Genomic DNA, 25115 nt, shown 5'->3' on the forward strand with positions numbered 1-25115 from the left:
GGACCGGTACTACGCGGCGTTGCGATACGTTCACGACGACGGCCGGAAGCGGCGACCCTGACGGGGCCGCCTAGATCACGACGCCGCCCCTGAGGAGTGCGATCAGGACGGTCAGTATCGGGATGCTCAGCAGTGTCGACGTCAGGATCGCGGTGCTGGCGAACTCCGCGGGGCCGATCGGCCCGTCGCCGTGCTCGCTGAATTCGCCCAGCAGAATGATCGGCGTGACTGCGGTGGGGCCAGCTGATTCGAGGATGAATACACGCGCGACCGTCTGATCTTCGAAGCCCAGGACGAACGCGATTCCGACGGCGACGACCGGTGCGACCGTGAGTTTGAGCAGGTTCGAGAGCCCCACCTGGCCGATGGCTGCGCCGTAGTCCGTCCCCGAGAGCTGGATCCCGAGGATGAGTAGCATGACCGGGATCGAGGAGTCGCCGACGAGCCGGAGCGTCTCCATGGCCGATGAACCGGCCGCCGGGGCGAGGCCGAGCCAGCGGACGCCGAGCGCGACGACGACCACGTACACCAGCGGGATCCGGGCCGCGCGACGGACGCCGGCGAGCGCCCCGCCGCTGCCCCGCGCTGCGACGTACGTCCCGAGGGTGTACAGGAGCACGCCCTGGACCGCCGCGTAGAGCACCGCCGTGCTCTCGCCGAACTCGCCGAAGGCAAACTTCGAGAGCGGGATGCCGAAGTTCCCCGAGTTGGCGAAGGCGGCCGACAGGACGAACGCCCCCAGCAGGGGCTCGGTCCGGCCCGCGAGCCGCCCGACCCCGCCGGCGATGGCCAGCATGACCAGCGTCACGGCGAGGACGCCGACGGCGACGAGCAGGACCGTCTCGCCGTCCATCGGCGTCATCACCAGGGTATGAAAGACCAGCGCGGGCACCAGCACGTAGACCGTGATGGTGTTCAGCGGGCCGGCCTCGACGTCTTTGACCCGCCCGAGGACGAACCCGGCGGCTGCGATGGCGATGATCGGCAGGATAGCCGTCCCGAAGATGCCCAGCAGCGAACTCGGTTGGATGCCGAACACTGACGGCTGATTCGTCGGGGGTGATCACAATCCCTTCGACTTCGCTCGAAGCTGTGCGGTCGACCGCGAGCGGCGTCAGTCCTCCGCAGCGAGCCGCCAGGCGTCCTCGCCGGCATACTCGATCACGCCGCGACGTTCCATCTCCGTGAGCACCTCGGCCATGCGGTCGGGCTGGGCGATCTCCATCTCTATCGGATCGACCTCGTGATAGGAACGCAACAGCGACCGGACGTCCTCCTCGCTGAAGGTTTCGGCGTCGGCCTTCGCCATGACGCTACTGATCAGATCGGTCATGTCCTCGATGAAGTTCCAGGGGTAGACGACCCAGACCCACTCCGCCAGGCGTTCGCCGACGAAGTCCGGCTCGAACTCGCTGGTCTGGAGCAACTGCAACGTGGCGGTTCGGACGGCGTTCGGATCGCGCTCGCTCACGTATTCGTAGGCGTGTTCGAGCGACTGGCCGGTGTCGGCGATGTCGTCGACGATCAGGACGTCCTTGCCAGCGACCGAGCCTTCTGGCATCGGGTAGCGAACCTCGGGCTCCTGGCTCTTGGCCGCGGTCCCGACGTAGTGTTCGATCTTGAGGCTCGTGAGGTCGTCCAGTCCGAGAAAGTCACACAGCGTCCGACCGGCGAACCAGCCGCCACGGGCCAGCGACACGACGACGTCGGGCTCGAAGTCGTCGGCCTTGACGTCGTCGCTGACATCCCGGCACAGCCCGTAGATGTACTCCCAGTTCGTGATGGTACAGGGGAATTCCTCCGGCAGGTCGGCCATTCAGGTAGTCACCGGGCGAAGCCAGGGGACGGCCACAATTAGGGTTTTACATGCGAGTCGGCTTCAGCCACTGTAGCTTGGGACATCCGCTTAAGAGGTTCGCCGACGGATGGCTCCGTATGCGAACTCGCCGCCGTTTCCTCCAGACGTGCATTGCCCTCTCCGGGGCGTCGCTGGCCGGCTGTTCGGAGGACGACGAATCGACGACACCGACGAGCACCACGACGACAGCGGTGTCCACGACAGCCTCGACGCCGGAAACCGACACGGCGACACCGGAACCGAGCGAGTCGACAGCGACCGACGAGCCCACAGAAACGACCGAACCGACTGAGACGGAATCCATCGATCCGGAGACACTCAAAGAGACCGGACGGGCGTTCGTCAACCAACTCGCTGCCGGCGAGTACGCCGCGATCATGGACGACTACGCGTTTTCCGAACAGTTCGCCGCCCAGGTTGACGCCGAGCAGCTCGAATCGATCTGGACCACCCAGACTGCGTCCCTCGGGCAGTTCGTCGAACTCGCCGGAGCGGAGTACAGCCGATCGGACGGGTATCACGTCACCGTGGTCCTCGCGCGCTTCACCGGCGGTCGACAGGCGGTCCGGCTCGTCTTCGACGACACCGCAACGATCGTCGGGCTGTTTTTCCCGGCGTCGGGCGGCTCCTATTCCCCGCCGGAGTACGTCAACCAGTCGGCGTTCGAGGAAGTCGATCGAACGATCGCGGCCACCGAAACCTGCTCACTCCCCGCAAAGCTCACGCTCCCGACAGGCGAGGAGTCGATCCCCGGCGTCGTCCTCGTCCACGGATCAGGCCCCAACGACATGGACGAGACGCTGGGGCCGAACAAACCGTTCAAGGATCTCGCGTGGGGGCTGGCGAGCCGTGGCGTCGCCGTCCTCCGGTATGACAAGCGAACGCATGCCTGTGACGTCGATCGGGCCGCGCTCACGCTCGACGAGAAGGTCACTGACGACGCGTTGACGGCGCTTGGCGTCCTCCGTGAACACCCCCGGATCGACCCCTCCCGAACTGTCGTCGTCGGTCACTCCATCGGCGCGATGACTGCACCGCGGATCGCCGACCGCGACGGCTCGGTTGCGGGTGCAGTCATGCTGGCTGGCAACGCTCGCCCACTACTGGACGTCATTCCGGAGCAACAGGAGTACCTGTTCCGTCTGGACGGGGAACTCAGCGACGAGGAGGCGACCCAACTCCAGGCGGTCGAACAAACGGTCGAACGAATTCGGTCGCTGGACATCAGTGAGGATGAGATCCGCTTCGGCCTCGGCGGGCGTCCCTTCTGGCGGACTGTCCAGGAATACGATCAGGTGGCGACGGCCAAGGAACTCGACGTGCCCCTCGCCATTTTCCAGGGCGAGCGTGATTACCAGGTCACGGTCGAGAATGGATACAACCAGTGGCAGCAGGCCCTCGGTGACCGGGAGAACGTCACCTTCCGGTCCTACGCCGACCTGAACCATCTCTTCATGCCGGGCGAGGGCCAGCCGTCACCGGCCGAGTACTTCCAGCCGAACAACGTCTCCCGCGCAGTCGTCGAGGACGTTGCGTCGTGGGTGCGACGGGTGACGGGCGAGGACAATCAGTAGCGCCGGACTGACGTCGGTGGACATATCCCCCTGGTGGTCCCAGCACGTGGTATGTCAACCGAATCGCTCGACGTTTCGCTCGTCGACGCGTTCGCGACGGAGTCCTTCGCCGGGAATCCGGCCGGCGTCGTTCCCGACGGCGAGGACCTGACCGACGATCAGATGCAAGCTATCGCCGCGGAACTCGGCGCGAGCGAGACGGCTTTCGTCCGCTCGGCCGAGGATGCCGACCGGACGCTTCGATATTTCACGCCCGAGAACGAGGTCGATCTCTGTGGACACGCGACGATCGCCGCTCACGCTCGGCTGTTCGAGCAGGGCGACCTCGGCGCCGGCGACCACTCGATTTCGACGAACCTCGGGACGCTCTCTATCGAGATCGAAGCCGACGGCACGGTTTGGATGGCGGGCGACGACCCCGACGTTCGGTCGGTCGACATCGGCTATGACCGGCTGGCCGAGATCCTCGGATTGACCGAGACAGCGTTCGCCGGCGTCGGCATGGATCTCCCGATCGCCCGGGCGTCGACGGGGATGCCATTTCTCGTCGTCCCCGTCAACTACTTCGAGCAGTTGGGTGACATCGCGCCCAACCTGGCGGCGATCGAGCGCCTCTGTGACGAACACGACGCGACCGGGCTGTACGCGTTCACGTTCGACACCCTCGATCGAGAGTCGACAGTGCATGGCCGGCTGTTCGCGCCGGGCGTCGGCGTCGACGAAGATCCCGTTACTGGGACGGCAAGCGGTGCGGTCGCGGCGTATCTTGACCGGTTCGCCGAGATCGACGCCACCACGGTCCGGTGTGAACAGGGGGACTTCCTGGATCGTCCCGGGCGGGTGCAGGTTCGCGTCGAAGACGGCGTCTTCGTCGGCGGGCAGGCCGTGACGACACTGACCGGCGACATTTCCATTCCGGACATCGAGGACGGGGACATCATCGAAGTCTGACCCATCGGTGCGGAGCTGACACCGACAGTACTGCGACGAGCGGAACGGATAAACCGATCAAGCCCGAATATGTGCCCATGCAGCGAGCCGAGCCGCAGGATTTCGAACGCGTTCTCTCCTCGATGTGTACTGAACCACATCCAGCGGCTCGCGAGGCAGCGCAACGATTCCTCGCGACGAACCCGGGCGATCCCGGGACCTACCAGACGGTCACCGACCTCGAACGTCGGGCCGTCGAGCTGTTGGGGGAGATCACCGGTCTCGGCGACCCCACGGGCTACGTCACCAGCGGCGGGACCGAGGCCAACGTTCAGGCAGTCAGGATCGCGCGTAACCGGGCGGAGACAACTGACCCGAACGTCGTCGTGCCCGACAGCGCCCACTTCAGTTTCACGAAGGCCGCCGAAATGCTGGACGTTGAATTGCGCCGGATTCCGACGACGGACTACCGGGCCGACGTCGAGGCGATGGCCGACGCGATCGACGACGACACTGTCGCCGTCGTCGGTGTCGCGGGCACCACCGAGTACGGCCACGTCGACCCGATCCCCGCACTCGCCGACCTGGCCGACGAGGCCGGCGCGTTGATGCACGTCGACGCCGCTTTCGGTGGCTTCTTCCTGCCGTTCACGGACTTCGCGTGGCATTTCGGCCACGCCGAGATCGACACCATGACGATCGACCCACATAAAGCGGGCCAGGCAGTGGTCCCCGCCGGTGGCTTCCTCGCGCGTTCGAGTGATCTCCTCGACGAGCTGGCGATCGACACGCCGTATCTGGAGTCGCGCTCGCAAGTCACCCTGACCGGGACCAGAAGCGGCGCGGGCGTCGCCAGCGCAGTCGCTGCCATGGAGGCGCTGTGGCCCGAGGGCTATCGTCGACAGTACCACGCGTCGATGGACAACGCCGAGTGGCTCGCCGACGCACTCGCCGATCGCGGCTATACGGTCGTCGGCCCCGAACTCCCACTGCTGGCTGCCGACGTTTCGCTCTCGCTGATCGAGCAGTTACGCGACCGTGGCTGGCGAGTCACGAAGACCGGGTCCGGCGAGATGCGCGTCGTGTGTATGCCTCACGTCACGCGATCGATGCTCCGCTCGTTCGTCGCCGATCTCGACTGGTATTGATCCGGCGGGGCTCGTCCGGAACATTAAGGTTTACGACAGTTGACGCGTAAGCGTTCGCCGTGACTGCCGCCCTCCCGCTCGTCGTCACCGGTGACGTCATCGTCGGACTGCTGGCCCCGCTCTGGGATTTCCTCGCGTCCAGCGGTGGGCTGGCCGTTCTCGAGGATATGGTGCGCTCGGCGACCGGGCCGATCGGACTGGTCGTGATCGCGATCTACTCGTTTCTGATCGCCTTCGTGTTGCCACTCCCTAGCGAAATCGTCCTGGTGCCGGCCAGCCACATGCGACTCGGACTGTCGTCCAACTGGACCCTGGCTGTCATCATCCTCGTCAGCGGACTCGGCAAAGCAGCCGGGAGCGTCTTCGCGTTCCATATCGGCCAGGAAGCCAAAGAGTACGGCCCGCTCGTCAAATGGATCCAGGAGTCCCGATTCGACGTCATCGAGTGGTCCGAACGCAAGACGGTCCAGCTCGCCAGGGAGTTCGGCTATGTCGGCCTCGCCCTCGCGCTGTCGGTACCCGGATTTCCGGACACGATCTCGATTTACGCGTTTACCATCCTCGAACGTGACTACGGACGGTTCGCGCTGGCGACGTTCGCCGGGAGTGTGGGTCGACTGGTCGTGACTGTTGGGTTCTTCGGCGGCGCGTTCTACTTGTTCTGAGATGGATTGGCCATGGCGGATACGGTCGCTCTTCGAGAGTCGAGAATCGGAACGGCCTTCGGCATCTCGACCATCATCTCTCAGTTCCAGGAGGGCGTCTTCCGGCCTCCACTCACCAATCTCACGAAGCGCGCCAAACCGCTACGACAGGGCTCCTGTCCTGGTATTATCGCAAAGAACCCACTGGCGTTCGGGCATTGCTCACGACAGTTTGCTGGTGTCTGATCGTGAGGACCATCCGTCCTGAAGCGGCGGGTCGCGTGGGATCTGGTATCGTCTCCGGCTCCATATGACGAGTGACGGGTAAAACAACGCGATACGCTCCACTCCCGTTGCTCGCATCGTACGGCAACACGCTGTCGCCACTGCTATCCATGACTCTGGGAGGCACTTCGGTCTCGACAGGAAATCGGCTGTCGCCAAGACCGGTTCAGAGATCGTGGGCTAGTTTCCCCATTCACACGCCAAAACTACGTCCCCAACAGTCAGTCGTCTTGTGATGGTTTCGTCTCGGGTTCGATGTACACTTTCCGGATATCCGGATACGCGTCGATAATGGCGTTTTCCATGTCCGTGATGTGCGTATCGATCTCGCTGGTGTCGAGGCCGGAACCGAAGGCCACGTCACTGGAGACAAGCACGTTTTCGGGGCCGAAGTAGACGGTCCGAAAATCGACGATTTCGGCGACGCCGTCCCACTCTCGGATGATCTTCCGGAGGCGTTTCTCTTCGGACTCCGGGAGGCTCTCGCCCAACAACAGGCGTTTGTTCTCCCAGGCCAGGGCGATGGCAAAGCCCATGAGCATGAGGCCGATGAGCAGGGCAGCGGTCGCGTCGAACAGCGGATTCCCTGTGAAATCTGTGAGGAACACACCACCGAGGGCTAACACCAACCCGATCAGCGCGATCGTGTCCTCGGTGAACGCCGTGAGCGTCGTCACGTTCGACGTTTTCCGGAACGCCTCGAGGAACCCGTTCCATCCGTATTCGTCGATGTCGGATTGCATACCTGCATATGCCTTGCTAAAGGCCCATCCCTCGAAGAGGATTCCACCGACGAGGACGGTGTAGTTCACCCATATCGCGGGGACCGTCATTCCGAACTGTGTCACGGTGCCGGACAGCGCAGCCGCCTCGTGGTGCATAATCGCGTTGAACCCGTGTTTGGCGCTCTCCCACCCCGCGATGCCGAACAGGAGCACCGACACGAGGAAACTATAGAAGAACTGGGCTTTCCCGTAGCCGAATGGATGCGCCCGGGATGCCGACTTTTTGCCGTACCGGATGCCAACGAGCAGGAACACCTGGTTGCCCGTGTCGGAAATGCTGTGATACGTCTCCGAGAGCATTGCTGGGCTTTGCGTGAGCAGAAAGCCGATGAACTTCAGGATAGCGATTGCCCCGTTCGCAAAGAGCGCAGCGAGGACGACGGATCTACTGTTTGCCACTGACCGACCATTGTCTGTCCCGCTGAAATACCTTTTCAGACCTATCGGATCCCATTTACTTCTCAGCGTTCGGTTCGAGGGCAATCCATGAATCCTGGTGGGGAGTGGTGGGGCTCTGTGGCGTGGCATTCCGAAGCGGACTGCTCGGCAGGATCGATGTGTGTGGCCGAATCCATCGAACGGATCGAGATTGCCTACCCGGAACCGACTTTCGTGGTCACACGGAACCCTTCTGGCGGACTGAGGATTCCCAGGACGGTCCCCAGCGCGTGGACAACCGTGACAAGGGGTGCCAGTGGGAGCGCGAGCATCCAGACGTGGTAGTCCTCGCCGTAGTAGACGACCCCGCGGATAAACCAGAATGCAGTGAACAGCGCCAACCCCAGTGACGCCGCGAGAAAGGCCCCGCTGTGTCCCACGGACGCGCCGAGGGCCGACAGCGGCACCACGACCAGCATGACGATCGGCGACAGCCCCCACGTGTAGTTTCGAACGCGCGTCAGGAGTTCATAGCGGAGGGGGAGAATCTTCGCCGTCTGGAGGTTTCCGGCCGACCACCGGCGACGTTGCTGGAAGAGATCGTACAACGACGGCGGGGCCTCGTTTCGACAGACTGCCGCCGACAACGCGAAATCGAAATCGTGATCCTGGAACGCCGTCCAGACGAAGGCCGTGTCTTCGACGAGCGTCTCGCGATCCCAGGTGACAGTGTCTTCGACCTCGGTTCGGACAGCGATGCCGCCGCCCCAGGCGAACAGCGGGATCGACAGGCGGGCGAACGCTCGCTGTTCGATCTGAACGCCCATGCGGTAGACGTCAGCCAGAAAACTCAGGCTGGAACCAGTCCGTCGGGGCTTCTCACGCAACTGGACGACATCGGCGTCGGGCAACCCGTCGAAGGACTCGACGATGCTGTCCTCGTCCAGGTAGAGGACGAATTCACGATCGGTCGAGAGCGCCCGGCGGGCCCACTCCTGAGCGCGCCCCTTCCGAACGGCCTGACACGCAAAGTCGTCAGGGACGACGTGCACCGTCGCTCCTCTCACGTCGATGGGCTTTTCGGCGATCACGTGAACGTCTGTCAGCTCGTCCGGCACGGAATCGACCGTCTCCTGGACGACCGCTGTGGCGTCGACGGTCATGATTCTCACCTGTACGTCTTCCAGTCCGTACTCGTTCGACGGCGGTTCGTATCCCGATCCAAACACGTAGGTCAGCACAGTCCACAGGAGAGCGGTGCCCCCGAAGAGAACAGTAACGCCCCAAAGCGTGAGACCGAACAACGACCCGAGGCCGCCGTCCGCAGTCGTCGTGGTGGTCACACTGGCTTCCGCCGGTGCGCGCCCAGGTCCTGTCACGATCGTCGGTGCGAGTATGGTAGCGACCCCACCGACGACCAGCAACAGGGTGACGCCGATCAGTCCGATTCGCTCGGTGTTCATCATCGCTGGTTTCGCACTGTGATACCTTGAACCGCCCAGACGCTCCAAATTCGTTTTCACGATTCAGATCGTTCGTGACCCTATCCTCGGTGTCCCAACCAGCGCTTCTTCGAGCACCGCGCCGGGTGTCCCCGTTTCGATCATAGCGCCCATCTCCTGACGGCACACGCGCTGATACGATCGAGCAATCTCAATCGAACGGAGGTTCCGCGATCCAGCGAAACGGAATGAGAGACTGGAAAACGGCGGACGTGGTCGAGTAAACGGAATTAAACAGACGAAACTGAGATGGACGGTCGGCCCGATTCAAATATCGCAGGACCATTCACTCGAGTTGTATGAGACAACATACCCTTCACGCACTGGTTGTCGCTGGTGTTCTCCTCGTGGCTGGCTGTGCCGGTGGGCTCTCCGGCACCCCCGAAAGCGCGACCACGGGTGCGAGTCAGGTCAGTGACTCGCCGACGGGAGCGCCAACTGGCGGTGGATCGGTGGCCTTCTACATCAGTGACGAACAGAACGCGATGGGGGACTTCCAGCACCTCAACGTCACAGTCACGCGCGTCGGCTTCGAACGTGCGGCCGAAGACAAGGGCGGCTGGGTCGAACGTGACGTCGACAACGCGACTGTTGATCTGACCGCGCTCCAGGGACCGAACGCCACACTCATCGGCCAGTACAACCTCTCGAACGGCACCTACTCCACGGTGTTTGTCCACGTCGGTAACGTGAATGCGACGTTGCAGAATGGCGAAGAAGTCCGCGTGAAACTCCCGAGTGAGAAACTCCAGATCCAGAAACCCTTCACGGTCGACAATGGATCGACGGTAGACTTCGTCTTCGACATCACCGTGCACAAGGCCGGCAAGAGCGGAAAGTACATCCTCAAACCGGTCATCGGCGAATCCGGCACGGACGTCCCGATCGAACCGACGGATGACGACGAACGGGAAGACGAACTACAAGCGACGTTCCTCGGCAACGTCACTCGGGGGGACAACGCCACGATCGACGTCAAACGCGGCGGCGAACCGGTCGCCAACGCCACGGTCCTCGTCAACGGCAACACGGTCGAACCGACCGATGCAGACGGACGGACCACTTTCGAGGTCCCGGACGCGGACGAGGTGGCGATCGAAATGACGGCCGGAGACGCCGAGACGGAACTCGAGGCCGAATTCGAAACCCATGAGGCGGACTCAGAGGCCGATACTGCCGACGACGAACTGACTGCGACGTTCGTCGGGACCGTCTCACAGAACGCGACAGTCTCCGTGATGCGGGGCGGCAATCCCGTCGAGAATGCGACGGTCGTCGTGAACGACGAACCGGTCGGGACGACTGGCGTCGACGGCCAACGCACGTTCGAAGTCCCGGACGCGGAATCGCTGACGGTGACTGTTCAGGTCGGTGACGAAGAGATCGAACTCGAACGGGGACTCGAACCTTCCGAAGGGTAACTACCGCTGGACGGTGTGGTGACCGAATCGCACCTGCTGTCCGACACAACGAACTGAGAGTATGGCGCCGCTATTCGGCGTGAGTGTCCGGATGCTTCCCGGCAGGGATTTGAACCCGATGCCAGACCTCGCTTCACTCGGTCTGCCGTGGTTCAAATCCGTTCCTGCGCGTGGATGGTTCTCGCTCACGTTGTTCGCTCGAAAATCCATGCTCGGTCAGGGATTTGAACCCTGGTCCTCGGCTCGAAAGGCCAAGATGATTGGCCGGACTACACCAACCGAGCGTGTCCGAACTACACTCGGATCGACGGACTGGACCCTAATAAATGCCGTCAATTCGTCCCGGGACTGTGCCGTGTTATGCTCACCCAGGAACCGGCCGAGACGGAACCTCCAAGTTCGGCCCCGTCGTCGGGAGGGATATGAGTCTGTTGGGCCGTTTCCGGGGTGACCGAGCGGACGGCGTCGGACTGTACGTCGACGGACCGAACGTCCTCCGGGAGGAGTTCGACGTCGACCTCGACGACCTGCGCGCGATCGCCACCGAATACGGTCGTATTGGGGCGGCCCGGCTCTATCTCGACGAACATGCCACCCCGGGCCTGATCCAGGCCGGCGAAGCCCGCGGCTTTGCGGTCGTCACAACCAGCGGCGACGTCGACGTCAAACTCGCCGTCGACGCGACGAGAGCCGCAAGCGAGGCTCGCATCGAAACGCTGGTGATCGCTTCCCGAGACACTGATTTCAAACCTGCGCTGGAGGTCGCGGCCGATCGGGGCTGTCGAACGGTTGCGATCGCGCCGGGCGAACACGGACGCTCCGATGCGCTGTCGAACACTGCCCACGAGAGCCATTCGCTCGAGGGCTGACGGCGTCGGCCAGACACCCGGAGACGAACGCCTTTTGGATCAAACACCCACAGGGTAGGACATGACCGACGAGCCCGACACGCCGATCCTGGATGATCATCTCCACCTCGATCCCGCGCACGGTCGTGGAATCGACGCCGTCGAGGACTTCGTCAATGCCGGCGGCACGCATCTGCTGGTCGTCAACAAACCCTCCTGGATGCTGGAAGACGTCGGCGACGACGAATCGATCTTCCGGGCGGTGTTCGAGACGACGATCGACGTCGTCGAACGAGCCACCGAGGTCCTGCCGGGCCGTGCTTGGCCGGTCCTCGGTGTCCATCCCGCGCTGATATCGAAGCTGACGGGACGGGGGTACACCCCCGACGAAGCCCGCGATATCATGCAAGCGGGCCTCGACATCGCGGCCGAGTACGTCGCCGAGGGTCCGGCACTCGCCCTCAAATCCGGTCGGCCGCACTACGACGTGGGCGATCCTGTCTGGGAAGCCTCGAACGACGTGATGAAACACGCCTTCGAGTTGGGTGCCGAAACCGGCTGTGCGGTCCAGCTCCACACGGAGGGCGGCCAGGACTTCACCGAGGTCGCCGAGTGGGCCGAAAACCGTGGTTTGCCGGCTGACCGCGTCGTCAAGCACTACTCGGAAGGCCGCCTCGACGGGCCGACCAAGAGCGTCCTCTCGAACAAGGACGAGCTGGAGATTGCCGTCGAAGCGGATGAGCCGTTCCTGATGGAGACCGACTTCATCGACGATCCCGATCGACCAGGGGCGGTGCTCGGCCCGAAGACTGTCCCCCGGCGGGTCGAATGGATGCGGGCGGAAGGCTACGACGATGCGATCCGCACAGCCCACGTCGAGACGCCCGCCGCAGTCTACGGGATCGACACCGAAGCGACGCTGTGACCGGTCGACGGGTGAGCCGTTTTGCTGTTCAGAGCTCGAAGGTCTCGTCGCCGTCGAGAACGTGAACGTCGGCGTCGCTGCCGACGGCTTTGACCTCGCGGGCGAACGCCTCGGCGTCCTGCTCGATCGGCGGGAACGTGTCGTAGTGCATCGGGAAGGCGTCCTCGACGTCGAGCCAGTCGACGGCGACGGCGGCCTGCTCCGGCCCCATCGTGAAGTGATCGCCGATCGGGATCGCCGCGGCGTCGGGTTCGAGGAACGGGGCGATCACGTCGCGCATCTCCGTCATCAGCCCGGTGTCGCCGGCGTGGTAGAACGCCGTCGTCTCGTCGTCGCTCTTTCGGGTCGGTTCGGCGTCGGAGATCACGAAGCCGGCGGGCATCCCCGCCGACCCGATCTCGTAGCCCGTGTTGATGCCGTTGGTGTGATCGGCCCGATGCATCGTCACGAACGCCTCGCCGGCCGCGACTGTCCCGCCGAGGTTCATCCCGACGGTCTCGTTGCCGTGTTCGGCTTCGATATAACTGGCTAGCTCCGGCGTCGCGACGACGGTCGCGTCCGGGAACGCGCCGACGTTTGCGATGTGGTCGGCGTGGCCGTGGGTCAACAGGACGAAGTCGGGGCGCTCGACGTCCGTGGGCGACAGCGACGTCTTCGGGTTGTCGAAGAAGGGATCGATCAGCAAGCGGGTGTCTGCAACCTCGACGCTCCAGGTTGAATGACCATACCAGGTGAGTTCCATGGGTCAGACGGGTTTACTCGCGTCGCACACTTAATCTTGCAGCTGCCGGAACGGTCGATGGATGGGTCGGTAATTGTTGCGTTACCCGAATCGGGACGACCGCCGCGCCCGCGATGAGGCCAGCGCGATGCTGGCTGCCTGGGGTGTTGTCGTCCTCGATGAAACCATGCTGCAGACGGCCGGAGGAGTCAGCCAAGCGTTTATCCGGCGAGATACCGTTGGCTACGTATGCTCGCTGATCGCCCTTCTCGACGGCGGTTTCTGCACTCTCTCGGTGCCATGGCCGTGCTCGGTCTCGCTGGCTGCGTCGAGTCACCGACCGGAGATGTCGCCACGTCTGCGTCCGAGCAGTCGGCACCGACGACGAACACTACCGTCGAAAACCAGGTTGACGAGCCCGCGACCGATGATCGGTCACGGTACGCCGACGTCTACCGATCAGTTAGCGATTCGGTTGTCCAGATCAGGGTCATCACGCCCTTTGGGACGGCGGGAACCGGCAGCGGGTTCGTCTACGACGAGCGCCACCTCGTGACGAACGAACACGTGGTTTCGAACGCCGAGGAACTGTACGTCCGCTATCCTTCGACCGGGTGGCGGGAGGCGTCTGTCGTCGGCACGGACAGCGATAGCGACCTTGCGGTCTTGTCCGTTGACGAGCACCCACCCGCCGCCGGTTCGTTGTCGCTCGTCGAAGACGAACCGGCTGTCGGAACCGAAGTGGTTGCGATCGGGAATCCATATGGACTCTCGGGGTCAGTCTCGGCGGGCATTGTCAGCGGTGTCGACCGGACACTGTCGAGCCCAGGCGAGTTCTCGATCCCCGATACGATTCAGACCGACGCAGCCGTGAATCCGGGCAACAGCGGAGGGCCGCTCGTCAACCTGGAGGGAGAGGTCGTCGGCGTCATCAGCGCCGGCCAGGGTGACAATATCGGACTGGCCATCTCCAGTGCGTTGACACGCAACGTCGTCCCGGCGTTGATCGAGACGGGTTCGTACGAGCATCCCTACCTCGGTATCCGGCTGCTCGACGTCACCCCAGCAGTGGCAGAAGCTAACGACCTTTCGGAAGCCTCGGGTGTCTACGTGACGGAGACCATCGAGGGCGATCCGTCGGACGGTGTTCTGCAAGGCGCGACCGAAGAAACGGTCGTCAATGGCCAATCGATACCCGTCGGCGGCGACGTGATCACGCATATCGAAGGCGAACCGACGCCGACCAGCCAGCAGTTGGGGAGCGTCCTCGCACTCGAAACCCAGGTCGGACAGCCGGCCACGATTCGGGTCCTTCGGGATGGTGCGACCGAGACGCTGGAAGTGACGATCGGATCTCGGAGCGAGGCGGAGTGATCCCGATACGAAGGGCTCTTCGAATAGTGTCGCAACCGCTCGGAAAATAGCCAGCCATTCACGACGTTTACCGGAGCGTCTCCGCAGCCCCGCGCTCGACGAGGGGCTCGGCGTTGGTCGCCGGCAGCGTGACCACGTCTTCGGCCACGAGATCGTAGGTACGCTCGTCGACACCGAGTATCTCGCCGACATCGCTCGTGATCCGGACGGTCGTCCGTTCGACATCGGCCGTTGTGGACGCCGAGCCGTCCCCGTCTTCGGCCACAGAACCGGGCGGACCGCCGTCCCGTCGCGTCGTCGGATCGGGTCCATCGCCCCCAGCCGCCGGCACTTTCGTGTCGTCGGCTGGTGCTGACGACGCTCCAGTATCCGGATCCGTTTGTCCACCGTCGGCTGTCGAACTCCCACGCATCAAGTCGGCCGCGGGCACCTCGTCGTCAGTGGCTGCTGAGCGACTCTCCGCTGGCTCAGGCGGCGCTCCGGTCGAATCCGACGCGTCCGTCGATGACGCTGTCGAGGGCGGGCGCTCCCCAGTTGTTCCTTCCGAGGCGGCCGACGGGTCATCATCGACCGGGGACTCGGTCTGGCCGGCGACAGCCATGGATTCGCCGTCGAGGACGTCGAACACGCGCTGGCGGTTCGATTCGATCGAATCCACAAGATCCTCGAAAAGATCCCGCTCCTCGGTTGTGAGTCCCTCTTCCTCGGTGGGCATGTCCGCGGCCGCGAGCGATGCCATTTTGACGACCTTGCCGACGCGGCGTTCGTAGATGGCCTGCAGCGTCTGTTCGGCCGTGTCGATGTCGTCCGAGAGACGGGCGACTTTCGGAGAGTCGAACGGATCCTCGGCGGCCTCGGCCGCGCGCTCGCGCTCGGCCCGCAACGAGCGGACGAACTGCCCGGCTTCCTCGTAAAACGAATCGCGAAGCTGCTGGAGGCTGTCGGTCTGGCGCTCGCGACTCTGTACCGATTGGATCTCGTCTAAGTCCATGATGTTCGGCGGTTCTCCCTCACTCTTGGCCCTTCTCGGCGCGTCCACGACTCATGAGGAACACGCCGAGGTACTCCGGAACGGAAGTAACTCCCTCCGGGAGTGTAAAGCTATCGCCACCGAGTTCAACGGTTCCAGGAGCTGTCACTTCGACGGTGATCTCGTGGCCGACAAACGTCTCCGGGACGGCATCGACGAGCGGATCGAACTCCGCAAGTTCGTCCCGGGACAGCTTCCGGACGGCAAGGCCACTCCCGCCGTGAAGGCTGCCCGGCAGTCGGATGAGTCGGTTCGTGTCGGTCGTGACCGGTTCGTCGATCGGTGCGTTTTGCCCCTCGATGACGTCCCCGGTGATCGCCTCGACGAGCTTGCGGATCCCCGGCCCGCCCGCCTCCATGTTTCCGTCTTCGATCGCCTCGCGGTTTTCCTCGATCGCGCCACGGATTGTCTTCGCCCGCCCCTCGCCGATCCCCTCCAGGTCCTGGAGTCTGGTCATGGCCTGTTCCTCAGGGAGTGCTTCGACTTCGTCGACGAAGGCAAGCAGTGCCTCGTGGACGCGCTTGCCCCATCCCCCCTCGGTTCGGAGTGTGCGCGCGGTCACATTCCCGCGCATCTCGGTCGTCACGAGCCCGTCCAGATCGAGTCCGATCCCGCGTACGTAATCGACAATCTCGCGTCTGGCTTCGCGTTCGAGCTGTTGAATCCCGTCGTCGCGAACGTGAACGTGATAACCGCGACCGCCCGAGAACACGATCGTCAGGTCCTCGAACCCGAAGTCGTTCTCCAGAAAGTCAAGCAGGCGAAAGAGTGCATCCTTGCAGGCAGCGAGCATCTCGGCGTAGGTGGCCTGGGTGGGATCGACCGACGGCAGGTGGTCGGCGTCCAGATCGAAGACGACGTCCGAGCCGCGCCAGTCCTTGGCGCTCATCGACCCGGCGCCGGGGTCCGTGTACCGGCCGGCCGAGAAGTAGACGTGCCGTGGTCGTTCCCTGGCGAGGAACGATTCGAGGTCGCCCATATCCAGCAGCGACTGGTGGCGAACCATCGTTTCGCCGGGGCTGTCGGTCCAGGGGATGTAGCCCCATTCGCGTTCGTGGGCGTCCGGCGGCGGTAGCGGTTCGGTCCGTCGATAGTAGTCGCCGAACCGGCCCCGAAGATACGCGCGAGTTCGCTCCTCCATCGCTCCCGGGTTCGCGGAGGGGACGAAAATGATTGTCGGTCGGCCAAAGTCCCCGACAGGGAACGACAGCAGGTGCTGGGAGTCGTCAGTGTGGGATCTGCGTTCGCTTCAGCGAGTGAGAAGACCCTGCAACCGATCGATGATGCCGTCGTCGTCCCCGAGCGTGAGGTAGTAGGCGTCGCCACCGTCCTCGTAGTAGTTGTCGATCCGTCGTTTGATCTCGAAGCCGATGTGGCGATAGAACTGCATGGCGGACTGATTGGTCGTCCGTGCGTGACAGGAGACTGATTGGTGATCCTCGGCTGTCCGAGCGATGAGACGCTTGCCGAATCCTTCGTCACGATAGGTCGGATCGACCGCCAGAAAGAGAATGTACCCGTCTCGTCGAACGGCAGCGAACCCGATCAACTCCGAATTGTGTCCCCGGTCGTAGTAGACGTAGACCGTCGAGCGCCGGTAGGCGTTCTCGAAGAACCGGCGTCGTTGTCGCAGAATCCCTTCCTCGGCCCTGATGTGTTCTTTGAGATTCCACGCGGCGTCGACGAACTCGTCGTCGCCGCGTTCGACCCGTGTCGCTTCGACGGTGACGCTCACTGCTGTACAGTATGATCTTGATCCATTTAACTTTTAAGGGGATTTGGGCACGAGCGGCCGCACTCAGTCGGGCCGGCTGGCAACTGCCGGAGCGGGGACCCGATCCGGTCATCCGGGCGGCACTGGGACACTCGATCTGCAGCCACAACGCTTTCAATCACTGCAACAGAGTGTTTTCGTATGTCTGAGCGAATCCAGCCGCCGCATGGGACAGACGTCCGCGAGCGGCTGAAACAGTCGCTGGTGACTGGATTGACGCTGACGGTGCCGCTTTTGATCACTGTATTGGTGGTGAGCTTCATCTGGGGATTCATCTTCGGGACGCTCCAGCCGCTGACGGGGTCGCTCCAACGTGTGCTCGGTCTCAGCGGCGATACCCCGGAGATACTGCTCCAGATCATCTCTGTCGTGGTGGTGCTGGTGTTTCTGGTGATCGTCGGATGGATCGCCGAGTCATATTCGGGTGCCAAGGCGGTCGAACGTCGATTCGACCGCGCGATGGGGACCATCCCGGGTATCGGCAGCGTCTATCAGACGTTCAACGAGATGAGCGAACTGGTACTGGACGCCGACACGGAGAGCTTTCAGGAGATCAAACTCGTGGAGTTTCCGACGGAAGGGTCCTACGCCACGGGGTTCGTGACGGCCGAGACGCCCGACCAGATCCAACAGGACACTGGCCACGAAGGGATGTTGACGATCTACGTCCCGCTGGCTCCGAACCCGCTCATGGGTGGATACGTCCTCCACGTCACACCGGATCGATGTATCGATGTCGATATGAGCGTCGAGGAGGGGCTCAAGGCGATCATGACTAGCGGCGTCGCCGTCGGTGATACCGCGACCGCCGATGTGGAGTCAATCGAGTACCCGGACAGCCTGCCGGACGGGATCGTCGGGACCGAGTGGCTCTCGGGGACGACGGCTGAGGACGAAGCACCTGGAGCGGAACCGTCCCGGACCGACGACGGCCAAGAGGACCAGCCGTGAGCTTCGACCTGCGGGATCACACGGCGGACGTGGCAGTCGAGTCCACGGGCGAAACTATCGGTGACGTGTTTGGCGCGACAGCCGACGGCCTGGCCGCGGCGATGTGTGAAGACGTCCCCTCGAACGGCGACCGATTCGAGCTGTCCGTCACTGCTGAGAGTCGGGAGTCCGTCCTGTTCGATTATCTGGACGAACTCATCTACGAGCGCGACGTTCGGGGCGTCCTTCCGGTCGACAACCGGGCGACGGTCGACCACACCGGCGAGGAGTGGTCAGTCGAAGCCAGCGCTCGGGGCGTCCCACTTGACGCCATCACCGCCCGCGAGGTCAAGGCCGTCACGTATTCCGAGATGGCTCTCGAAGCAACTGACGACGGCTGGCACGCCTACGTCGTCTTCGATGTCTGATCGGAGCGATGCATGCCGGCTGTCCGTTGTTGATCGACGACTTGTCGACATGAGACCGGTCGCCGTCGAAATCCATCCCGCATCAGTTCCAGCACCGACAGAGAGACGACGAGGACGGCGGAATTTTCGGCGGCACTTCTCCCGGACGGGGGAAGAGCCAACCGATGGCGAGGATTATTAAACAGCGTGTATTTCTTTGGGCTCGGCGAAGACAACCTCGCCAAAGCCAAAATTAATGTGCGCCAGGCCCGTTCATCTGATGATGCGAAGGAGTACTCAAGACTGGTGGCCAAACCAGTTGGATCTGACAATTCTCGACCAGAACGCTCGCGACGTCAGTCCGTATGACGCGGACTACGACTACGCCGAAGCGTTCGAAGAACTCGATCTCGAAGCGGTCAAGGAAGATCTCGAAGAGCTGATGACCGATTCGAAGGACTGGTGGCCGGCCGATTACGGCCATTATGGTCCCCTCTTCATCCGGATGGCCTGGCACAGTGCCGGCACGTACCGCACCACGGACGGCCGTGGTGGGGCCGCGGGCGGCAGACAGCGGTTCCCGCCGCTTGACAGCTGGCCGGACAACGCGAACCTGGATAAGGCACGGCGACTGCTCTGGCCGATCAAGCAAAAGTACGGCCGGAAGCTCTCGTGGGCTGACCTGATCGTTCTGGCCGGCAACGTCGCCATGGAGTCGATGGGCTTCGAGACGTTCGGCTTCGCCGGCGGCCGCGAGGACGACTTCGCCCCCGACGAGTCGGTCGACTGGGGGCCGGAAATGGAGATGGAGTCCTCCGAACGCTTCGAGGACGGCGAACTCGAGAACCCCCTCGGCGCGACCGTCATGGGCCTCATCTACGTGAACCCGGAAGGCCCGGACGGCGAACCGGCCCCGGAAGCCTCGGCGGAGAACATCCGGGAGTCCTTCAGCCGGATGGCGATGAACGACGAGGAGACGGTCGCGCTCATCGCCGGCGGCCACACGTTCGGGAAAGTCCACGGTGCCGACTCCGGTGACCACCTCGGTCCCGAGCCCGCGGATGCCCCAATCGAGGAACAGGGCCTCGGCTGGGACAATGAGTACGGCTCGGGCAAGGGCGCGGACACTATCACCAGCGGAATCGAGGGGCCCTGGAACACCACGCCGACCGAGTGGGACATGGGCTACATCGACAACCTTCTCGAGTACCAGTGGTGGCCCGAGAAGGGCCCCGGCGGCGCGTGGCAGTGGACCACCCAGAACGGCGAACTCGACGAGTCCGCCCCCGGCGTCGAGGACCCCGACGACAAGGAGGACGTGATGATGCTCACGACCGACATCGCGCTGAAGCGCGATCCGGATTACCGGGAGATCCTCGAACGCTACCAGGACAACATGATGGAGTTCGGGATCAACTTCGCGAAGGCGTGGTACAAGCTGATCCACCGCGACATGGGTCCGCCCGAGCGTTTCCTCGGTCCGGAAGTACCCGACGAGACCATGATCTGGCAGGATCCCCTGCCGGACGCCGACTACGATCTGGTCGGCGACAGCGAGGTCGCGGATCTCAAGGGGACGATCCTCGACTCGGATCTCTCCCGCTCCCAGCTGGTCAAGACCGCCTGGGCCGCTGCCTCGACGTACCGCGACAGCGACAAGCGGGGCGGTGCCAACGGTGCTCGGATCCGACTGGAACCCCAGAAGAGCTGGGCGGTCAACGAGCCCGACGAGCTGGAGACGGTCCTCTCGACGTACGAGGACATCCAGGCCGAGTTCAACGACTCCCGGTCCGACGACGTCCGTGTCTCGCTCGCGGACCTGATCGTCCTCGGTGGGAACGCGGCCATCGAGGAGGCCGCTGCGGACGCCGGCTACGACGTGACGGTGCCCTTCGAGCCCGGCCGAACCGACGCCGAGCCCGAACAGACTGACGTCGAGTCCTTCGAGGCGCTGAAGCCCGAAGCCGACGGCTTCCGCAATTACGTCGGCGAAGAGGCCGACCGCAAGCCCGAAGAGATCCTGGTGGACAACGCCGAGTTGTTGAACCTGACCGTCCCCGAGATGACGGTCCTCCTCGGCGGCATGCGCCAGTTGGGCGCGACCTACGGCGACACCGAGAAGGGCGTTTTCACCGATCAGCCCGGCACGCTCACGAATGACTTCTTCGTGAACGTCCTCGACATGGACTACGAGTGGGAAGGGACCGACGACGAGAACGTCTACGAGATCCGTGACCGCGAGACGGGTGCGGTCGAGTGGACAGGCTCGCGTGTCGATCTCATTTTCGGGTCGAACGCCCGACTTCGTGCCGTCTCGCAGGCGTACGCCGCCGAGGACGGCGAGGAGCAGTTCGTCTCGGACTTCGTCGACACCTGGAGCAAGGTCATGCAGCTTGACCGCTTCGATCTCGAATAACGGCCGTCTCGCCGCCGCGTTTCTGTCGATCCGACGCCGTCTCCCGCTTCGAACCTTACTTGCTGCCACAGGTTGTACCCACGTGTATGACTACCTACGACGCCGGTGAGTTCACCCTGGAGAAGGTACGGGAGTACGTCTGGGAGATGCCACAGGAAGGCGACATGCGCGTTCCCGCGCGGGTCCTCGCCAGCGAGGAACTCCTCGACGAGATCAGCGACGATCTCTCCTTGCAGCAACTCAAGAACACTACCCACCTCCCCGGGATCCAGCAGTACGCCCTGGCGATGCCCGACGCCCACCAGGGGTATGGGTTCCCGGTCGGCGGCGTCGCCGGCATCGACGCCGAAACCGGCGTTATATCGCCTGGAGCGGTTGGTTACGATATTAATTGCGGCGTAAGGATGTTGAAAACTAACCTTACGTACAGCGACATTCAGGGTCGCGAAGAGCAACTCGTCGACGCGCTGTTCGAGGCGATCCCGTCGGGGTTGGGCGGCGGTGGTGTCGTCCAGACCGACGTCGACACACTGGAGGAAGTCCTCACACGCGGCGTCGAGTGGGCGCTCGACGAGGGCTACGCCGTCGAAGACGATCTCGCCCACTGCGAGGACGAGGGGGTCCGGCCGGGGGCAGACCCCGACGCAGTCTCGAAGAAAGCAAAGGACAGGGGCCGCCAGCAACTCGGGAGTCTGGGCAGCGGGAATCACTTCCTCGAAGTCCAGCGCGTCACGGACGTCTATCGCGAGGACGTCGCCGAATCTTTCGGTCTCAGCGAAGACCAGATCGTCGTCCTGATTCACTGTGGCTCACGCGGCCTGGGCCACCAGGTCTGTACCGACTACCTTCGGGATATCGAGCAGGCCCATCAGGGACTCCTAGAGCAGTTGCCGGACAAGGAACTCGCGGCCGCGCCCGCCGGGAGCCATCTCGCCGAGGCGTACTACGGGGCGATGAACGCCGCGATCAACTTCGCGTGGGTCAACCGCCAGTTGATCATGCACCGAACCCGGGAGGTCTTTGCCGACGTCTTCGACCGCGACTGGCGCGATATGGAGATGGAACTGTTGTACGACGTTGCCCACAACATCGCCAAGAAGGAGACCCATACCATTGAGGGCCAGGATCGCGAACTCTTCGTCCACCGGAAGGGCGCGACGCGCGCGTTTCCCGCCGGTCACCCGGAAATCCCGGCCGCCTACCGCGACGTCGGCCAGCCGGTCATCATCCCCGGGAGCATGGGGGCCGGGAGTTACGTCCTCCGTGGCGGCGAGCATTCGATGGCGGAGACGTTCGGTTCGACGGCCCACGGCGCGGGCCGGCTCATGTCCCGGACGGAAGCCAAGAACACCTACTGGGGCGAGGATGTCCAGGACGACCTCCGCGATCAGGAGCAGATCTACGTCAAAGCCGAGAGCGGCGCGACCGTCGCCGAGGAGGCCCCGGGCGTCTACAAGGACGTCGACGAGGTCGTGCGCATCTCCGACGAACTCGGGATCGGCGATCGGGTCGCCCGGACGTTTCCGGTCTGTAATATCAAAGGGTGATCGCTGCCCGGCCTAGATGCCCGTGTCACCGTTCCAGCGTGAGAGGACGGTCGATTGGTTCAGTGTGGCGTTGTGGTAGATGATCTCGAGGCGGCTGCTCGAGCGGATCCGGTCCCCGTAGGCATTTTGTTCACTGACCGGGACCGTATCGCCCGGCGTCACCAGGGCCGATTCGTTTGATTCGGCCAGTGCAGCCCACGTGACGTTGTTGTTTGAACCCGCGATATAGAGATCACCGCTCCTGAATTCGTCTCCACGATCGTGCTCGATGATGAGAAAGCCACCCTGTTCGTTGAACGTGTACGTGAAGTTGGCCTGGGGTGGCCCGGATGTATCGCCCACAAACAGGAACGCACTGATCCCCACTCCGGCCACGAGAATGAACGCGATGCCGACGAGCGTGACGACCGCAGTCATCTCCGAGATCCCGCGTTCGTCCCAACCCGTCGCAGTGGCCGGTTCCATCACAGGTTCCCTTGTACCCGTGGCGATAAAAAGACTGTTCGCCCTGCTTGCCAGATAGATGCCAGTGCCCCTTGCTCTCGATTCCAGTACCCGTCAACACAACCCTTTTCAGCTATCGGGGTGTCGATTTTCGCATGCAACCGGTGGCCGTCGGGTGGATCGACGTGCTTGGAGCCACGACCACCGAGGCCGCCAATCCGGTCCAGGCATTGGAGTGGGTCCCCGCGTGGATCCCCGACTGGACCCTCGACGTGGTTTCCGTCGTCATTGTCCTCGGACTTGCCTGGGCCGCTAGCCGATTCCTGATCGGATTGCTCGGTCGGCGCATCGCTCGCCGGTTTCGCCGCCCCAGTCTCACTCGGGCGTTCATCCGTGGGATTCGCGCGGGTGTGTTTGGCCTTGCACTGCTGGTAATTCTGCGTATCTTCGGATTAGAGCTTGGAGATATCGCGCTCTCAGTGACCGTGTTTTCGGCGGTGATCGGTGTCATCCTCGCGCCGATCGTTGGCAGTGTCATCAGCGGGATCTTCCTGCTGGCTGACCAGCCCTACGAGATCGGCGACATGGTTGAACTCGCCGACACGGGCCAGCGTGGATTCGTCGAGGACATCACCCTTCGATATACCAAGATATTCACACTCGACAATACGTTTCTGGTCATCCCGAACGGCACGATTCGCGAACGTGACGTCATCAACTACTCCGCGGAAGACAGCCGGGTCCGGGAGTCTATCGACGTCGTCGTTACCTACGAGGGGGATCTCGAAACCGCTCGCGACCGGTTCATCCAGGCTGCCCGGTCGGTCGACGGTGTCATCGGCGGCGGCCCGGACATCCGGGTCGGAGCCGCACGGTATCCGGCGAGCCCAGTGTGTCATATCGGCGAGTTCGGCGATCACGGAATCCGACTGACCCTTCGGTACTGGATCGAGGTGCCTTATCGAATGCAGGCGATCCGGTCACAAATACAGACCGCGATCTGGGAGGCGATCGATGATCTGGATGTCGAGATCGCCTATCCCCACTCGCATCTGGTGTTTGATGATACGAGTGGCCAGTTGCGGGTCAGTCACGACGAAGGGGTCTCGGAGTCACCGGGAAGACAGTCCCCATCTAGGGACGCGGTTGTCGACGACGAACAGTACGAACATCGTGACCGCGCTGAGTGATTACTGTGCAGGCGTTTGCAGTTCGGTCGAAGTACGTTGATTGGCTAATCGACCGAGGCGGTGACGATTCGACAGTCGAGTTCGTTGCTCAGGTACGTCGAGACGTCGGGATCATCGATCAGTCGGCGGACCATCCGTCGCCAACGCCCCACCTGTTTCTTCCCGATCACGACCACGTCAGCCCCTTCGGCAGCGACTTCTTCGAGGATGGTCTCCTCGACGAGCAGCCCGGTCCGGATCGCATATCGCGTCCGTGGCAGCTGACCGAACTCGGACTCGACCGCGGACTTGAGATCCGCCCGCGTGACGTGACCGTTATGTTGATACAGATTGACGTGCAAGATCGTCAGATCCGCGTCCTCCTCGTCGGCGACGTCGATTGCCCTCGCAAGCGTCGCTCGCGAGTGTTCGCTCAATGGAAACCTGACCGGAACCATCACCGTTGTCATCTGGAGTCTACTCGGTCTCCGGGACGCGTCAACGTTTCGTATCGGGACGTCTCTCGGCTCGATGCGTGGTTTCCTGTCATCTCATCCACGCACTGAACCGTGATCGTTGTATGGCATCTCTGAACCGTGATCGTTGTATGGCACGATCTCCCAGCACCGTCGGCAGAGTGCCGGGCAACAATTACAGGGAGGGGGGTCGTTGGGCTACTGTACGGGTGCGTGCTTCCCGGAGAGGCAACGTCCCCGCAACACCAACAGAGCAACATGGTATTCAAGAAAGTTACCCTCGTGGGAACGAGTCCGGACGGCTTCGATGCGGCCACAGACGATGCGATCGATCGAGCACAGGACACCTTAGAGAACGTCCAGTGGATCGAGGTCGACGAACTGGGCGTCGAAGTAGCGACCGCAGACGATCGCGAGTACCAGGCCGAAGTGACTGTGGCATTTGAACTTCAGGACTGAGCGACGTCGGTCGCTCTCGACCGACGTGGTGGTTTCTCGAACGTGATCGCTAGCGAAAGCCATATCCCCC

24 protein-coding genes and 1 tRNA gene are annotated in these 25115 nt (G+C 63.1%); 14 read left to right on the forward strand and 11 right to left on the reverse strand.

What is annotated here, in order from left to right:
- Positions 1 to 70: 70 nt before the first annotated feature.
- Both HUTA_RS13415 and HUTA_RS13420 read right to left on the reverse strand, forming a co-directional pair.
- The gene (locus HUTA_RS13415; RefSeq protein ID WP_015790462.1) at positions 71 to 1039 is read right to left on the reverse strand and encodes an AEC family transporter; all 969 of its coding nucleotides are present in this window, start codon (positions 1037 to 1039) and stop codon (positions 71 to 73) included.
- A 75-nt stretch (positions 1040 to 1114) separates the two neighbouring features.
- Positions 1115 to 1816, reverse strand: coding sequence for a phosphoribosyltransferase (locus HUTA_RS13420; protein ID WP_015790463.1), 702 nt, complete (start codon positions 1814 to 1816; stop codon positions 1115 to 1117).
- A 119-nt stretch (positions 1817 to 1935) separates the two neighbouring features.
- Between HUTA_RS13420 and HUTA_RS13425 the strand changes: the two genes are divergently transcribed.
- The 4 genes from HUTA_RS13425 (at position 1936) to HUTA_RS13440 (ending at position 6175) form a co-directional block, all read left to right on the forward strand.
- On the forward strand, positions 1936 to 3432 hold the full coding sequence (locus HUTA_RS13425) for an alpha/beta fold hydrolase (RefSeq protein WP_015790464.1): 1497 nt from the start codon (positions 1936 to 1938) through the stop codon (positions 3430 to 3432).
- A 51-nt stretch (positions 3433 to 3483) separates the two neighbouring features.
- Positions 3484 to 4383, forward strand: coding sequence for a PhzF family phenazine biosynthesis protein (locus HUTA_RS13430; RefSeq protein WP_015790465.1), 900 nt, complete (start codon positions 3484 to 3486; stop codon positions 4381 to 4383).
- 77 nt (positions 4384 to 4460) lie between these two features.
- A complete protein-coding gene (gene mfnA / locus HUTA_RS13435) occupies positions 4461 to 5510 on the forward strand; it encodes a tyrosine decarboxylase MfnA (protein WP_015790466.1) in 1050 nt (349 codons plus the stop codon).
- A 98-nt stretch (positions 5511 to 5608) separates the two neighbouring features.
- A complete protein-coding gene (locus tag HUTA_RS13440) occupies positions 5609 to 6175 on the forward strand; it encodes a YqaA family protein (protein ID WP_245529174.1) in 567 nt (188 codons plus the stop codon).
- Between the two features lie 485 nt (positions 6176 to 6660).
- Here the strand turns inward: HUTA_RS13440 and HUTA_RS13445 are convergent, their stop codons facing one another.
- Both HUTA_RS13445 and HUTA_RS13450 read right to left on the reverse strand, forming a co-directional pair.
- A complete protein-coding gene (locus HUTA_RS13445) occupies positions 6661 to 7623 on the reverse strand; it encodes a cation diffusion facilitator family transporter (RefSeq protein ID WP_049941359.1) in 963 nt (320 codons plus the stop codon).
- 194 nt (positions 7624 to 7817) lie between these two features.
- Positions 7818 to 9065: a glycosyltransferase gene (locus HUTA_RS13450; RefSeq protein WP_049941468.1), complete on the reverse strand. Its 1248-nt coding sequence runs from the start codon at positions 9063 to 9065 to the stop codon at positions 7818 to 7820.
- Positions 9066 to 9403: 338 nt separating this feature from the next.
- Here HUTA_RS13450 and HUTA_RS13455 point away from each other — a divergent pair, with 338 nt between their 5' ends.
- Entirely contained in the window at positions 9404 to 10525 is a 1122-nt protein-coding gene (locus tag HUTA_RS13455; protein WP_015790470.1) for a DUF4382 domain-containing protein, read from the forward strand.
- A 209-nt stretch (positions 10526 to 10734) separates the two neighbouring features.
- Here HUTA_RS13455 and HUTA_RS13460 read toward each other — a convergent pair.
- Positions 10735 to 10809, reverse strand: a tRNA-Glu gene (locus HUTA_RS13460).
- Between the two features lie 138 nt (positions 10810 to 10947).
- Here HUTA_RS13460 and HUTA_RS13465 point away from each other — a divergent pair.
- Complete coding sequence (locus HUTA_RS13465) at positions 10948 to 11394, forward strand: NYN domain-containing protein (protein ID WP_015790471.1); 447 nt, start codon at positions 10948 to 10950, stop codon at positions 11392 to 11394.
- 61 nt (positions 11395 to 11455) lie between these two features.
- Positions 11456 to 12298: a TatD family hydrolase gene (locus HUTA_RS13470; protein ID WP_015790472.1), complete on the forward strand. Its 843-nt coding sequence runs from the start codon at positions 11456 to 11458 to the stop codon at positions 12296 to 12298.
- A gap of 28 nt (positions 12299 to 12326) precedes the next feature.
- On the opposite strand, the gene HUTA_RS13475 is transcribed toward HUTA_RS13470, so the two are convergent.
- Entirely contained in the window at positions 12327 to 13040 is a 714-nt protein-coding gene (locus HUTA_RS13475; RefSeq protein WP_015790473.1) for a metal-dependent hydrolase, read from the reverse strand.
- A 228-nt stretch (positions 13041 to 13268) separates the two neighbouring features.
- Between HUTA_RS13475 and HUTA_RS13480 the strand changes: the two genes are divergently transcribed.
- Positions 13269 to 14393, forward strand: coding sequence for a S1C family serine protease (locus HUTA_RS13480; RefSeq protein ID WP_143920388.1), 1125 nt, complete (start codon positions 13269 to 13271; stop codon positions 14391 to 14393).
- 67 nt (positions 14394 to 14460) lie between these two features.
- Here the strand turns inward: HUTA_RS13480 and HUTA_RS13485 are convergent, their stop codons facing one another.
- The 3 genes from HUTA_RS13485 to HUTA_RS13495 all read right to left on the reverse strand — a co-directional run bounded on the left by HUTA_RS13485 (position 14461) and on the right by HUTA_RS13495 (position 17158).
- Entirely contained in the window at positions 14461 to 15384 is a 924-nt protein-coding gene (locus HUTA_RS13485; RefSeq protein WP_015790475.1) for a DNA replication complex subunit Gins51, read from the reverse strand.
- A 19-nt stretch (positions 15385 to 15403) separates the two neighbouring features.
- Entirely contained in the window at positions 15404 to 16564 is a 1161-nt protein-coding gene (gene priS, locus HUTA_RS13490) for a DNA primase small subunit PriS (RefSeq protein ID WP_015790476.1), read from the reverse strand.
- 108 nt (positions 16565 to 16672) lie between these two features.
- On the reverse strand, positions 16673 to 17158 hold the full coding sequence (locus tag HUTA_RS13495) for a GNAT family N-acetyltransferase (protein ID WP_015790477.1): 486 nt from the start codon (positions 17156 to 17158) through the stop codon (positions 16673 to 16675).
- Positions 17159 to 17338: 180 nt separating this feature from the next.
- On the opposite strand from HUTA_RS13495, the gene HUTA_RS13500 reads away from it, so the two are divergent.
- The 4 genes from HUTA_RS13500 to HUTA_RS13515 all read left to right on the forward strand — a co-directional run bounded on the left by HUTA_RS13500 (position 17339) and on the right by HUTA_RS13515 (position 22497).
- Positions 17339 to 18148 (forward strand): DUF502 domain-containing protein, encoded by an 810-nt coding sequence (locus tag HUTA_RS13500; protein ID WP_015790478.1) that lies wholly within the window; start codon positions 17339 to 17341, stop codon positions 18146 to 18148.
- Entirely contained in the window at positions 18145 to 18555 is a 411-nt protein-coding gene (locus HUTA_RS13505) for an archease (RefSeq protein WP_015790479.1), read from the forward strand. Before HUTA_RS13500 ends, HUTA_RS13505 begins: the two co-directional genes overlap by 4 nt.
- A gap of 262 nt (positions 18556 to 18817) precedes the next feature.
- Positions 18818 to 20950 carry a catalase/peroxidase HPI gene (gene katG, locus HUTA_RS13510; RefSeq protein WP_049941360.1) on the forward strand — a complete coding sequence of 711 codons (2133 nt, stop codon included), beginning with the start codon at positions 18818 to 18820 and terminating at the stop codon, positions 20948 to 20950.
- 86 nt (positions 20951 to 21036) lie between these two features.
- A complete protein-coding gene (locus HUTA_RS13515) occupies positions 21037 to 22497 on the forward strand; it encodes an RtcB family protein (protein ID WP_015790481.1) in 1461 nt (486 codons plus the stop codon).
- Positions 22498 to 22509: 12 nt separating this feature from the next.
- Here the strand turns inward: HUTA_RS13515 and HUTA_RS13520 are convergent, their stop codons facing one another.
- Positions 22510 to 22962, reverse strand: a complete 453-nt coding sequence (locus HUTA_RS13520) for a type IV pilin (protein WP_015790482.1) — start codon at positions 22960 to 22962, stop codon at positions 22510 to 22512.
- 134 nt (positions 22963 to 23096) lie between these two features.
- On the opposite strand from HUTA_RS13520, the gene HUTA_RS13525 reads away from it, so the two are divergent.
- Complete coding sequence (locus HUTA_RS13525) at positions 23097 to 24131, forward strand: mechanosensitive ion channel family protein (protein ID WP_015790483.1); 1035 nt, start codon at positions 23097 to 23099, stop codon at positions 24129 to 24131.
- A 44-nt stretch (positions 24132 to 24175) separates the two neighbouring features.
- On the opposite strand, the gene HUTA_RS13530 is transcribed toward HUTA_RS13525, so the two are convergent.
- The gene (locus HUTA_RS13530) at positions 24176 to 24580 is read right to left on the reverse strand and encodes a universal stress protein (protein ID WP_015790484.1); all 405 of its coding nucleotides are present in this window, start codon (positions 24578 to 24580) and stop codon (positions 24176 to 24178) included.
- A gap of 264 nt (positions 24581 to 24844) precedes the next feature.
- Between HUTA_RS13530 and HUTA_RS13535 the strand changes: the two genes are divergently transcribed.
- A complete protein-coding gene (locus HUTA_RS13535) occupies positions 24845 to 25045 on the forward strand; it encodes a dodecin (protein ID WP_015790485.1) in 201 nt (66 codons plus the stop codon).
- Positions 25046 to 25115: the final 70 nt, after the last annotated feature.

This window comes from Halorhabdus utahensis DSM 12940 (genome assembly GCF_000023945.1).
Taxonomy (GTDB): Archaea; Halobacteriota; Halobacteria; order Halobacteriales; family Haloarculaceae; genus Halorhabdus; species Halorhabdus utahensis.

Excerpts from the sequence above, each read along its gene's own strand:
- HUTA_RS13420 (WP_015790463.1), bottom strand. The coding sequence starts at position 1,816 with ATGGCCGACCTGCCGGAGGAATTCCCCTGTACCATCACGAACTGGGAG.
- HUTA_RS13425 (WP_015790464.1), top strand. The coding sequence starts at position 1,936 with ATGCGAACTCGCCGCCGTTTCCTCCAGACGTGCATTGCCCTCTCCGGG.
- HUTA_RS13430 (WP_015790465.1), top strand. The coding sequence starts at position 3,484 with ATGTCAACCGAATCGCTCGACGTTTCGCTCGTCGACGCGTTCGCGACG.
- mfnA (WP_015790466.1), top strand. The coding sequence starts at position 4,461 with ATGCAGCGAGCCGAGCCGCAGGATTTCGAACGCGTTCTCTCCTCGATG.
- HUTA_RS13450 (WP_049941468.1), bottom strand. The coding sequence starts at position 9,065 with ATGAACACCGAGCGAATCGGACTGATCGGCGTCACCCTGTTGCTGGTC.
- HUTA_RS13455 (WP_015790470.1), top strand. The coding sequence starts at position 9,404 with ATGAGACAACATACCCTTCACGCACTGGTTGTCGCTGGTGTTCTCCTC.
- HUTA_RS13465 (WP_015790471.1), top strand. The coding sequence starts at position 10,948 with ATGAGTCTGTTGGGCCGTTTCCGGGGTGACCGAGCGGACGGCGTCGGA.
- HUTA_RS13470 (WP_015790472.1), top strand. The coding sequence starts at position 11,456 with ATGACCGACGAGCCCGACACGCCGATCCTGGATGATCATCTCCACCTC.
- HUTA_RS13475 (WP_015790473.1), bottom strand. The coding sequence starts at position 13,040 with ATGGAACTCACCTGGTATGGTCATTCAACCTGGAGCGTCGAGGTTGCA.
- HUTA_RS13480 (WP_143920388.1), top strand. The coding sequence starts at position 13,269 with ATGCTCGCTGATCGCCCTTCTCGACGGCGGTTTCTGCACTCTCTCGGT.
- HUTA_RS13485 (WP_015790475.1), bottom strand. The coding sequence starts at position 15,384 with ATGGACTTAGACGAGATCCAATCGGTACAGAGTCGCGAGCGCCAGACC.
- priS (WP_015790476.1), bottom strand. The coding sequence starts at position 16,564 with ATGGAGGAGCGAACTCGCGCGTATCTTCGGGGCCGGTTCGGCGACTAC.
- HUTA_RS13500 (WP_015790478.1), top strand. The coding sequence starts at position 17,339 with ATGTCTGAGCGAATCCAGCCGCCGCATGGGACAGACGTCCGCGAGCGG.
- katG (WP_049941360.1), top strand. The coding sequence starts at position 18,818 with ATGCGAAGGAGTACTCAAGACTGGTGGCCAAACCAGTTGGATCTGACA.
- HUTA_RS13515 (WP_015790481.1), top strand. The coding sequence starts at position 21,037 with ATGACTACCTACGACGCCGGTGAGTTCACCCTGGAGAAGGTACGGGAG.
- HUTA_RS13520 (WP_015790482.1), bottom strand. The coding sequence starts at position 22,962 with ATGGAACCGGCCACTGCGACGGGTTGGGACGAACGCGGGATCTCGGAG.
- HUTA_RS13525 (WP_015790483.1), top strand. The coding sequence starts at position 23,097 with ATGCAACCGGTGGCCGTCGGGTGGATCGACGTGCTTGGAGCCACGACC.
- HUTA_RS13530 (WP_015790484.1), bottom strand. The coding sequence starts at position 24,580 with ATGACAACGGTGATGGTTCCGGTCAGGTTTCCATTGAGCGAACACTCG.
- HUTA_RS13535 (WP_015790485.1), top strand. The coding sequence starts at position 24,845 with ATGGTATTCAAGAAAGTTACCCTCGTGGGAACGAGTCCGGACGGCTTC.